Here is an 11,287-nt window from a genome sequence, read left to right on the forward strand (position 1 = left end):
ATCAGCGGGGAGGGCGGGTCACCGGCAGCAACGCCAGCGACGGCAGCAGCAGGACCGGCACGACCAGCAGGGCCTGCAGCGTCCCGACCCGGTCCCCGAGCAGGCCCAGCAGCGGCGGTCCGGCGAGGAACGCGGTGTAGCCGATCACGGCCACCACGCTGACCCGGGCCGCGGCGTGCTCCTCCGCGTTGGCCGCAGCGCTCATCCCCACCGGGAAGCTGAGGGAAATGCCGAGGCCCCACAGCGCCACCCCGGCGACCGCAACCGGTCCGGAACCGGCCAGCACCGCCACGATCACGCCGACCACGGCGAGCAGGATCGTGGTGCCGAGCACGGGCACCCGGCCCCAGCGGTCCAGGGCGAGGGTGCCGACGGTCCGTCCTACGGTCATGCCGATCACGAACACGCCGTAGACGGCGGCTCCGGCCGCCTCGGTGACCCCGTAGCCATCCACGAACGCGACCGCGACCCAATCGGTGGCGACCCCTTCACTGAACGCTGCTACCAGCACAAACAGGCCGATCAGCAGGGTCCGCGGCTCCCGCCAGGCGGCCAGCACCGCCCGGCGGCGGGCCGCCGCGGAGCCCGCGTCACCGTCCGGCGCCGGCTCGGGGACCGGCAGGAACGCCCGAGTGCCGGACACCGTGCCGAGCAGCACCACCACGCCAACGAGCGGCAGGTGGACCGCCAGCGCCAGCCCCACCTCAGCGGCCACCGCACCGAGGCCAGCCCCCGCCACCGAGCCCAGGCTCCAGGCCGCGTGGAACCGCGGCATCACCGTACGACCGAGCCGCCGCTCAACCGCGGCACCCTCAATGTTCATCGCGACGTCACAGGTACCGGTGCCGTAGCCAAGGACAACCAGACCCACCGCCACCCCGGGCAGCCAGCCCGCCGCGCTCGCGCTGACGCCGGCGATCCCCAAGCCCACAGCCACCAACAGGGTCGCCACCGCCACCGTCCGGGCGGTGCCCAGTCGCTGGGCGACCAGACCGGAGGTGGGCATCGCCAGTACCGCTCCCGCCGACATCGCGAGCAACAGCAGCCCTAGCCGGCCGGCGGTGAGGTCAAGCGCCTCCCGGACCGCCGGCACCCGGGCAAACCAGGACCCGATGGCGAGGCCGTTGAGGGCGAACACCACCGCGACACCGGTGCGGGCGGTGCGCACCAACCGGTGTGCGGCAGCAGGCGCGGCCGCGGATGTGACGCTGCTCACCACAGGTTCCTTTCGCTTGAGTATTGGTCCTGGCCGCACGAGCACACCCCTGAGAACGTTCTCAGTGCAAACCGAAAAAGTGCCCGCAGGTCAACGCCGTCGGGCCGAGCAATAATGTCCTGACGACAAGCGTCGCCCCGGCGACGGGAACGGGGGACCACGATGCCGGCACCGCAGCGCGCGCCGACCCTGGCGGATGTGGCTCGGGTGGCCGACGTCTCCCGGGCCACCGCCTCTCGAGTACTCGCCAACAACGGATACGCCGCGGCCCATACCCGCGACCGGGTCACCGCCGCCGCCGAGCAGCTCGGCTACGTGCCGGACCCGGCCGCCCGCGCCCTGGTCCGGGGCACCGGTGTGCGGCTGGTCACGGTGGTCCACGGCACCTCGCCCCGGGTGCTCGAGGACCCGTACGTCGACCAGGTTGTCGGCGCCGCCGCCCGGGTGTGCGCCCCGCACGGCGTCGGTGTGGCCCTGCACTGGCTGCCGACCCGGGACCTGGCCCAGCTGCGCCAGCTCGGCGAGCAGCGCGGGGTGAGCGGGTTGATCCTGGTCAACACCACCCCCGCGGTCCTGGCCGCCGTGCCGCCCACGCTGCGCGGCCGGGTCGCCTCGCTCGGCGTCGGTTCCTCCGTGGTGGCCTCCTTCGACATCGACAACGGTGGCGGCACCACAGCGCTGGTGGAGCACCTGTACGCGACGGGCCGCCGCCGCATCGCCATGATCAGTGGTTCTCGCTGGCTACCCTGCGCCGGCCGCTCGGTACGCGCCTACCGGGGAGTGCTCCGCGCGGCGGGGCTGCCACCCCGGCTGGTTCGGGGTGACTTCACCGCGGGCCGAGGGCGTGCCGCAGCCCGGGAGGTGCTGGCCCGCTGGCCGGACACCGACGCGATCGTCGGCGCCAGCGACGTGACCTCGTTCGGCGTGATCAACGGGCTTCTCAGCGATGGCGTCCAAGTCCCCGGGGACATCGCGGTGACCGGCTTCGACGACACTCCACTGGCCGCGATGACCAACCCCTCGCTCACCACGTCCACCCACCCGGTCGCCGGAATCGCGACAGCAGCCGTGACCGCCGTACTCAACGGCGATGCGGTCCTACCGCCAACGCTCTTTCCGTCCCGCCCGGTGCACCGGATGAGCGGCTGACGCAACGCACTACTCCGCACAAACGGCAATGCCCGGCGTGCGCATCGGCAGCGGGGCGATCGTTGCTTCTGGATCTGTCGTCGTTCACGATGTCCCCGAATACAGCCTCGTCGGCGGCAACCCGGCCCGGTTTTTGGCCGCCGCTTCCCCGAGGAAGAGGTTGCCCGCCTGATGGCGGTTGCCTGGTAGGGCCGTTTACCACTCATCACCGATCACATTCGCACGATCATGTCCGGCAGCATTGACGCCCTGGAGACCGCCGCGCCGCCCAAGGGCTGACGGGTCTTATCCATCGGAATCATCGGTTCGGGGCCGCTACGGGGGACGACTCATTTGTCGCTCCCGACGGAACCGGGGTACTTCCGGTCTACTCGCTGTCGAGCTGCCCCATCAGGAGGGGCACGACGGGCGCACGACGCTATTTCGGGTAACCGGTTCCGGCGATGCGCTGATGATCCGCATCGCCGAGCCGTCAGTCGCATTGCTGGGGCAGCTCGACAGCGGCCGGGCCAAGGCCCATCAGGCCGGGCACGCTTTGATGACCCGCCATCGGGCGTCCGCCTCAGAGTTCCTCCGCCAGCTCGGCTCCCTGCCACAGCGACGATTCGTTGATCATTCACGGAGTTCACGAGGAGGGCGGGTGGCGGGCACCAACGCGACCGACAACAACAGCAAAATCGGTACCACCAGCAGGGCGTGCGGTGTCCCGACCCGGTCGCCGATCAGGCCCAGCAAGGGCGGGTCGGCGAGGAACGCGGTGTAGCCGATCGCGGCGACCACGCTGCCCCGCGCCGGCCTCACTGAATGCCGCGACCAACACAAACAGGCCGATCAGCAGGGTCCGCGGCTCCCGCCAGGCCGCCCGGCCGCCCGGCCGCCCGGCCGCCCGGCCGCCCGGCCGCCAACAGCGAACGATGGCGGGTCGCCGGGGACACCTCACGACTGGATCCTCTCGCCCGAGCGGTGGCGCTTGGGCCGTGCCGCACGGGCACACCCCGAGAAGCATTCTCAACACACACCGAGTCTCCCCGCGTCGGCTCGCGCGCAGTCAGCCGAGCACCGACCGGCACGCCGCGCCGCTGCCGCCCCACCGGCCCGGTCCTTGTTAACGTGAGTACGCGGCGACACCGCACCTGCCGGCACTCCCCTCGTACCTGGCACCGACCGCACCACCCTTCGGCCCGGCGGACCGGTTGACGGACGAGGGAGGCGACATGGCCGACGGCCCGGCGGAGGCGCCTCCGCCGCCCGTAGCCCCCGATCCGGATCAGCACCGCCAGGCCGCGCCGGACGCCACGCGACCTGGCCGCTGGGCCCGGCCAGTGCGGGCCTGCCGACGGAGCGCGACACGGCTCGCAGCCGGAGCGCGGCGAGTCACCGCCCGGCTGACACCAGCGGCCCGTCGGTTCGCCACCCAGCTGGTCTCAGCGGCCCGGCGACTCGCCACCCGGCTGGCACCGACCACCCGGCGGCTGTGGCGGTGGCTGCTCACGGTGGCCCGTACCGTCGACACGGCCGCGAAGCAGGGACCAGCCCCACCCCCACCGCAGGACCCGATCGAGCGGCGGGAGCCGGCCGGTCCGATCACCGTCTTCGCCCGGGGCTACGTCTTCACCTTCACCATCCGCGCCGACCTCACCTGGCGTTCACAGGGACTACGACCGGATCAATTGGCCTGGTACGCCCACTACTTCCTGCCACCGGCCAGCCAACGGCTCACCAGCATCGCCGCCGATCTCGCCCGCACCGTCGCACCCCACCGGGCCGGCGAGCTGGAGGCACAGCTGCAGCGGAAGCTCGCCCAGCAGGAACCGTGGTCGTTCGAGCGCGGCGGTCAAACGGTCACCTGCCGCCCCAGGGCGTGGGTACAACTCGATGAACGAGTCCGTCAAGCCCTCCAGCCCTACTGGGAACGGGTGATCGCGCTGGACTGCCGGCACGAGGAGTTGCTACGCCGCGCCCGCTACGCCGAGCAGCTCAACCGACGCTGGTCGGCGATTCTCGCCGACCTGCCCGACGGCGATGTCCCGGAGACGGTCCGCGAGGAGCTCGCCCGCGCCCGGGAGCGGACCCTCTCCGAGCAGCGGGCCGCCGCGCGGTGGAGCAGCGAACTATTACGCCAACGCCACACCGGCCCGGAGTCCGAAACGGAGCCGGAGCCGGAGGTCTCCGGCTAACGCCCCGGACTCGAGCTGCGCGCCGCTCAGCTGGGAACGTCGCGGCGGCGGAAGCCGACCAGCCCGGCGGCGAGCAGCGCACCGGCCACGGCGGTGAGCAGCACCAGCGGCAGCACGGTCACCTCGACCGCCGGCACCGCCGGGACATGGGTGTACGGCGAGAGGTTGAGCACCGCCTGCGGCAGGTCGAGCGCCGCGCCGAGCTGCCCCAACAGCAGGAATCCGATCAGCACCGCCCAGGACAGCGACACCGACCACCGGGGAACCAACCCGAGCAGCGCGGTCACCAAGCCCGTCACCACCAGCAACGCCGGTAGCTGCAGCAGCCCGGCCCCGCCCAGGTGGAGCGCCCACCGGCCCGGATCACCGGCCGCGAGTCCGTAGCCGAGGCCGGTCGCGAGCCCGGCCAGCAGCACGAGGACCGCCGCGCCCAGGGCGGCGCCCACCACCTGGGTGGCCAGCCAGCGAACCCGGCCCACCGCGGTCGCGAGTACCGCCTCCAGGACGCCGCCCGACTCGTCGGCGCGGGTACGCAGCAACGCCTGCACCACGTACGCGCCGATGACCAACGCGAACACCCCCAGCATCGCGGCGAGGAACGCGTCAACCAGGTCGTCAACCCCGCCGCCCATCGCGGCGATCAGCTCGGCGGCGGCCGGATTCTCGGCGATCACGTCGTTGACCTCGTCCGCGGCGAAGCCCATCGAGACCCCGAGGATCACCACCGCCACCGACCAGCCGACCAGGGAGCCGCGGTGCAGCCGCCAGAGCAGTCCGCTCGGGCTGAGCAGGCCGGCGGCGGCACGGGCCGGCCCCCGCCGGTCGCTCAGCAACCCGGCGCCGAGGTCCCGCCGACGGGCGAGACCGAACGCGGCCAGGGTGGCGCCGACCAGTAACACGACCGGCAGGCCCAGAACCCACCACCGCTCGACGCCGAACGCGCGTACCTGGTTGCCCCAGCCGAGCGGGGAGAGCCAGGACGGCCAGGCGCTCACCAGTTGCAGCCCGTCCCGCTCACCCAGGACATCCCCGGCGGCGCGGAGCAGGAACGCCACCCCGATCGCGGCCGCGGCCAGCGCGTTCGCACCACGGGAGGTAACCGTGAGCTGGGCGGTGACGGCGGCGACGGCGGTGAAGGCGACGCCGACGCCGCCGACCGCCCCGGCGGCGGCGAGGGATCCGGCCAGCGGCAGGCCGGCGGCGGCGAAGGCCAGCCCGAGGAGGAGGGCGGCGGCGACGTTCGCCCCGACGACCACAAGCAACGGGGCGGTGAGCAACGCGTGCCGACCGACGACCGCCGCACCGAGCAGCTCCGCCCGGCCGGTCTCCTCGTTCTGCCGGGTGTGCCGGACGACGGCGAACGTGCTGACCAGGGCGGCAAGCAGGGTTAACGTCAGGTACGCCTCGGCGACGACGATCGAGCCCAGGTCGGCGTTGAAGATCGGCCCGTTGAAGGCGCGCGCCACCACGCTGGTGAGCGCGGTGTCGGCATAGCTGAGGCGAGCGGCCTCGTCGGGATAGAACTCGATGACGCTACCGGCGAGGGCGAACCCGAGTAGCGGCGTACCGAGCAGCCAGGCCCCGAGCTTGATCCGGTCGCGGCGCAGGACGAGCCGGGCCAGTCGGCCGGTGCCGGTGAATGCGCTCACTGGGCCGGCTCCGCGCCGCGGTCGGCGACGACCTGGCCGTCGTCGGCCCCGTCGTAGTGCCGCAGGAACAGCTCCTCCAGGGTGGGCGGTGCGCTCACCAGCGCCCGGACCTCGAAGCGGATCAGGTGGGCGAGCAACGCGTCGAGGTGCTCCGGCTCGACCTCCAACCGGACCCGGCCGTCAACGGCCCGGACCTCGTGCACGCCGGGTAGCTCCGCGACACCGGTCAACGGGCGCACCGTCTCGACGGTGACCGTGGTGCGGGCGAGGTGCCGCAGCTCACTCAGGGAGCCGGACTCGACGGTCCGGCCGGCGCGGATGATGCTGACCCGGTCGCAGAGCGCCTCCACCTCGGCGAGCACGTGACTGGAGAGCAGCACCGTGGCGCCGTTGCCGGTGAGCCGCCGCACCTCTTCCTGGAACACCGCCTCCATCAACGGATCGAGCCCGGAGGTCGGCTCGTCGAGCACGTACAGCTCGACCTCGGAGGCGAAGGCGGCGACGATCGCCACCTTCTGCCGGTTGCCCTTGGAGTAGGCCCGGCACTTCTTCGTCGGATCGAGGTCGAACCGCTCCAACAGCTCGTCGCGACGGCGCTGGTCCAAGCCACCGCGCAGGGCCCCGAACAGGTCGATCGCCTCCCCGCCGGAGAGGTTGGGCCACAGGTTCACGTCGCCCGGCACGTAGGCGAGTCGGCGGTGCAGCGTCACCGCGTCGCGCCACGGGTCACCGTCGAGGAGCCGCACCTGGCCGGCGTCACCGCGCAGCAGCCCGAGCAGGACGCGGATGGTGGTGGACTTCCCGGAGCCGTTGGGCCCGAGAAAGCCGTGCACCTCCCCCGCCTCCACCTGCAGGTTGAGCCCGTCGAGCGCCCGGACCGCGCCGAAGCTCTTCACCAGGCCGTCAATCGCGATAACGGGCATGGGATCTCCTGTCGCCGTCAGTTCGCGCCGGGTGCGCACGTCGGTACCCCACCCGGGTGAACCGGTCGCCACCACCCTAGGGGTCCCGCGCCACGCTATACCGGTCGTGGGTCCGCCTCGAAGCTCGGTCCGGACGGCGAAGCGCCACCGGTGCGCCGGTCGCCGGCTGGCCGACCACGACGCCCGATGCTGGCCGCGGGAGAACACCGCGCGGTCTGGCCGGTGCCGGGCACCGGGGCGGGTTTGAGCGACCCCGAGCCCGGGTACCCGGCGCACCCGTCCGCGGGACGGGGCCCGGGCCAGGCCCGGTGGCCAGGTGAAACGGTGCGACGGGACGGTGGCCATGGATTCGACGCTCGGCCATCGGCCCTCCCGGGCCCCCGGACAGCGGCCAGAGGGGCACTGAGCGTGTGCGGCATCAGCGGGGAAGCGCGTTTTGACGGATCGAGGCCGGACACCGAGGCGGTGATCCGGATGAGCCAGGCGATGGAGTCCCGCGGCCCGGACGACACCGGCCACTGGACGGACGGCTGGGTAGCCCTCGGACACCGCCGGCTCACCATCATCGATCTCTCCGACGCCGGTGCCCAACCGATGGTGCGCGAGGACCTCGGCTCAGCGTTGGTCTTCAATGGGTGTATCTACAACTATCCGCAGTTGCGCGAGGAGCTCCGAGCCGCCGGGCACACCTTCCGCTCCACCAGTGACACCGAAGTCATCCTGGTGGCGTACGCCGAGTGGGGGGAAGCCTTCGTCGACCACCTGGTCGGCATGTTCGCGATCGGGCTGTTCGACCGGACCCGCCAGCGGCTGCTGCTGGCCCGTGACCGGCTCGGCATCAAGCCGCTATACCTGGCGGAGTCCCCCGGTCGCCTGCGCTTCGCCTCAACTCTGCCCGCGCTACTGCACGCCGGCGAGGTGGACACCGACATCGACCCCGTTGCCCTGCACCACTACCTCTCCTGGCACTCGATTGTGCCGGCGCCGCGGACCGTACTGCGCGGCGTCCGGAAGCTGCCCCCGGCGACGCTGCGGGTGGTCGAGGCGGACGGGCGCAGCCGCGAACACGTCTACTGGCAGCCGGAGTATGCCCGCGACCCCGCCCACGCCGGTCGGGATGCCCGGGACTGGCAGGCAGCGGTCGGGGACGCCCTGCGCGCAGCGGTTCGCCGGCGGCTGGTGGCGGACGTCCCGGTCGGGGTGTTGCTCTCCGGTGGACTGGACTCCAGTCTCATCGTGGCCCTGCTGGCCGAGGCGGGCCAAGACCAGCTGCAGACGTTCAGCATCGGGTTCGACAGCCAGGGCGACGAGGTCGGCGACGAGTTCCACTACTCCGACCAGGTGGCCCGGGCCTTCGGCACCGACCACCGGCGGATCCGGCTCGCCGACAACGACCTCCTACCGGCGGTACGGGCCACGATCGCCGCGATGACCGAGCCGATGGGCAGCCACGACGTGGTGGCCTTCCACCTGCTCAGCGAGCAGGTGGCCAAGCACGTCAAGGTGGCCCAGTCGGGGCAGGGCGCGGACGAGGTGTTCGCTGGGTACGGCTACCACCAGCCGCTCGCGACGGCGCCCCGGGACGGGGCGGCGGAGGTGTTCGCCGCCTCCTTCTTCGACCGTGACCACGCCGAGCTGTCCCGGGTTGTCAGTCCGGCGTACGCCCATGACCGGGACGCCAGCCGGGAACTGCTCGTCGCCGAGTTGGCCGCGCCGGGCGCGGAGACGGCGCTGGACGCGGTGCTACGCCTGGACACGCACCGGATGCTCCCCGATGACCCGGTCAAGCGGGTGGACAGTATGTCCATGGCGTGGGGGTTGGAGGTCCGCACCCCCTTCCTGGACCAGGACCTGGTCGCGCTCGCCGCGGCCTGTCCGCCCGAGCACAAGGTGGCGCAGGGCGGCAAGGGCGTGCTCAAGGAGATCGCCCGGGAGGTGCTGCCGGCGGAGGTGATCGACCGGCCGAAGGGGTACTTTCCGGTGCCGGCGCTGCGCAACGTCTCCGGGCGGGTGCGGGAGCTGGTGCTCGACGCGCTGCGGGCACCGGCCGCCCAGGAACGGGGGCTGTTCCAGCCCGAGTACGTTGACGAACTGCTCGCCGATCCGGCGGCGACGCAGGCCGCGGCCGGCAGCAACAAGCTGTGGCAGCTGGGGCTGCTGGAGCTGTGGCTGCAGACGCACCAGCGGTAGGACGGGCGGCCGCACCACCGCTACGACGGGCGGTTCAGCCCAGCGGCAGGACGGGCGGTCCGGCTCAGGCCGGGACGGGGCGGGTCTGTGCGGCCAGGTGGGCCAGCACGGCGCGGACATCGCAGCCGGTCCGCTCCAGAATCCGACGCTGTCGTGCCGCACCGGTGCCCTCGTCCCGGAGCCGAGTTAGCTGGTCGAGCACATACCCCCGGTCACCCTGGCGCTCCAGGGCGGGCGTGACGAGGGCGACCATCTCGTCCACCAGGTCCCAGGCCGGCCGGGCGTGTCCGGTACGAAGGTCGACAAGGTCACCGTCGAGCCCGTCGTGAGCGGCTCGCCAGTGGGCGGCGGAGACCAGGCAGCCACGGATCCGGGTGGCGCGGGCACCGTCCCGGACCTCCGCCGCGAGGGTCGCGACGAGGGCTCGTACCAACGCAGCCACCAGCACCGTGTCGTCAACCGTGGGACAGACGTCGCCAACCCGAACCTCGACCGTGGGGTACGCGACGGAGGGCCGGACATACCAGTAGACCATCCCGGCGTCGAGCATGATCCCCGCCTTGATCAGATCCGCCACCGTGGCGTCGTAGTCGGCGGCCGAGTCGAAGTACGGGGTGGGGCCGATACTCGGCCAACGCTCCAGCTGCATTCCTCGCCAGCTCGCGTGCCCGGTGTCCTGGCCGTCGTGCAGCGGGGAGTTGACGGTGAGGGCCTGCACGACCGGCAACCACGGGCGCAGGTGATTGCAGACCTGGACCGCCAGTTCCCGGTCGGGCACACCGACGTGCACGTGACAGCCGCAGACCGCCGGGTCGTGCGCGACCGGTCCGAACCGCCGGGACATCGCGTGGTAGCGAGGTTCGTCCGGTACGGTCCGGTGCGCCTCGTTCACCGGAGTCGCTCCCACCGCGACGAGGCGGGCGCCCGCGGCCTCGGCCGCGTCAATGGCGGCGGTGCGCAGCGCCACCAGGTGTCGCCGCAGCTCCGTCAGGTCGGATACGACCGGCGTGACCATCTCGACCATGCTGTGTCGAAACTCCTGCCGGCTCTGCTCGTAGGCGGTGCCGGACAACCCGTCGAGTACCCGAGCGGCGACCGGCATGCTCTCCCCCGTATCGGAGTCCAGCAGCAGAAACTCCTCCTCCACCCCGAGGGTGAGGGTGTCCAGGTCGGGACGGTCGGTGGCCGGACGGTACGTCATGGCGATCGGCGTCCGTTCGTCGGGCGGCGCGCGAGACGCCGCGTTGCCGGGGTGCCGCCGTGCCGATTTCCCGGCCGGCGGGGCGGGAAACGCCCCGGCTCATGGCAGCCCGGCAGAGGTCAGGTCGCGGCGCAGGCGGCGCAGTTGCCGAAGATCTCCAGGGTGTGCCCGACCTCGGTGTAGCCGTGCTCGGCCGCCACCTGGTCGGCCCAGCGTTCGACCGCCGGGCCGGCCACCTCCACGGTCCGTCCGCAGGACCGGCAGACCAGGTGGTGGTGGTGCCGACTCTGGCTGCACTGGCGGAAGAGCTGTTCGCCGCCCGGCAGCCGGGTGGAGTCGATCTCACCGGCGTCCACCAGAAGCTGCAGGGTGCGGTAGACGGTGGTCAGGCCCACCCGGGCGTCGCGGTCGCGGAGCATCCGGTGCAGTTGCTGCGCCGTATGGAACCCGTCGACTTCCCCAAGCAGTGCGAGCACCTCGGCTCGCTGCCGGGTGTTCCGGGTTGCGTTCGGAATCGTCTGCGGCACCGTACTCCCCACCATCTCACGTGTGCTGACCGCCGGGGCAGCTCCGGCGTACCCACATTATGCGCGGTCGGGGTCGGGCCGGCCCGCGGCGTCGGCCACCCCCCGTCGATCCTGCCGCCGATGGGTCGGCTGACCACCGGGTCAGGTCGGCACGCCGGTGCCCGACCCGGCCACACCTCGTGGTTGCGAGGAACTTTAACTCTGATGCCTTGCAACCGCTGGGGAGAAGCGGGTCAACAGCTCTCGGATGCAGAC

8 protein-coding genes and 2 pseudogenes are annotated in these 11,287 nt (G+C 72.3%); 4 read left to right on the forward strand and 6 right to left on the reverse strand.

The annotated features are described in order from the left end of the window. Position 1 precedes the first annotated feature (1 nt). Positions 2–1,216 carry an MFS transporter gene (locus SALPAC4_RS0123175; RefSeq protein WP_027645028.1) on the reverse strand — a complete coding sequence of 405 codons (1,215 nt, stop codon included), beginning with the start codon at positions 1,214–1,216 and terminating at the stop codon, positions 2–4. A gap of 162 nt (positions 1,217–1,378) precedes the next feature. Between SALPAC4_RS0123175 and SALPAC4_RS0123180 the strand changes: the two genes are divergently transcribed. Together SALPAC4_RS0123180 and SALPAC4_RS28710 are read left to right on the forward strand one after the other, a co-directional pair. Further along, positions 1,379–2,365, forward strand: coding sequence for a LacI family DNA-binding transcriptional regulator (locus SALPAC4_RS0123180; RefSeq protein ID WP_019872402.1), 987 nt, complete (start codon positions 1,379–1,381; stop codon positions 2,363–2,365). A 28-nt stretch (positions 2,366–2,393) separates the two neighbouring features. Beyond that, positions 2,394–2,644 (forward strand): annotated as a pseudogene (locus SALPAC4_RS28710) (antibiotic acetyltransferase); the annotation flags it as partial. A gap of 333 nt (positions 2,645–2,977) precedes the next feature. Here SALPAC4_RS28710 and SALPAC4_RS27825 read toward each other — a convergent pair. Continuing rightward, positions 2,978–3,160 (reverse strand): annotated as a pseudogene (locus SALPAC4_RS27825) (MFS transporter); the annotation flags it as partial. A gap of 419 nt (positions 3,161–3,579) precedes the next feature. Here SALPAC4_RS27825 and SALPAC4_RS0123195 point away from each other — a divergent pair. Beyond that, the gene (locus tag SALPAC4_RS0123195; protein WP_019872405.1) at positions 3,580–4,542 is read left to right on the forward strand and encodes a hypothetical protein; all 963 of its coding nucleotides are present in this window, start codon (positions 3,580–3,582) and stop codon (positions 4,540–4,542) included. 26 nt (positions 4,543–4,568) lie between these two features. On the opposite strand, the gene SALPAC4_RS0123200 is transcribed toward SALPAC4_RS0123195, so the two are convergent. Together SALPAC4_RS0123200 and SALPAC4_RS0123205 are read right to left on the reverse strand one after the other, a co-directional pair. Continuing rightward, positions 4,569–6,191, reverse strand: a complete 1,623-nt coding sequence (locus SALPAC4_RS0123200; RefSeq protein WP_019872406.1) for an ABC transporter permease — start codon at positions 6,189–6,191, stop codon at positions 4,569–4,571. Further along, positions 6,188–7,114 carry an ABC transporter ATP-binding protein gene (locus SALPAC4_RS0123205; RefSeq protein WP_019872407.1) on the reverse strand — a complete coding sequence of 309 codons (927 nt, stop codon included), beginning with the start codon at positions 7,112–7,114 and terminating at the stop codon, positions 6,188–6,190. Before SALPAC4_RS0123205 ends, SALPAC4_RS0123200 begins: the two co-directional genes overlap by 4 nt. 408 nt (positions 7,115–7,522) lie before the next feature. On the opposite strand from SALPAC4_RS0123205, the gene SALPAC4_RS0123210 reads away from it, so the two are divergent. After that, the gene (locus tag SALPAC4_RS0123210) at positions 7,523–9,304 is read left to right on the forward strand and encodes an N-acetylglutaminylglutamine amidotransferase (RefSeq protein ID WP_080640949.1); all 1,782 of its coding nucleotides are present in this window, start codon (positions 7,523–7,525) and stop codon (positions 9,302–9,304) included. Positions 9,305–9,368: 64 nt separating this feature from the next. On the opposite strand, the gene SALPAC4_RS0123215 is transcribed toward SALPAC4_RS0123210, so the two are convergent. Continuing rightward, the gene (locus SALPAC4_RS0123215; protein WP_019872409.1) at positions 9,369–10,505 is read right to left on the reverse strand and encodes a carboxylate-amine ligase; all 1,137 of its coding nucleotides are present in this window, start codon (positions 10,503–10,505) and stop codon (positions 9,369–9,371) included. 119 nt (positions 10,506–10,624) lie between these two features. Beyond that, the gene (locus SALPAC4_RS0123220) at positions 10,625–11,047 is read right to left on the reverse strand and encodes a Fur family transcriptional regulator (RefSeq protein WP_019872410.1); all 423 of its coding nucleotides are present in this window, start codon (positions 11,045–11,047) and stop codon (positions 10,625–10,627) included. Positions 11,048–11,287 lie beyond the last annotated feature (240 nt).

This window comes from Salinispora oceanensis (assembly GCF_000383575.1).
Classification (GTDB): Bacteria; Actinomycetota; Actinomycetes; order Mycobacteriales; family Micromonosporaceae; genus Micromonospora; species Micromonospora oceanensis.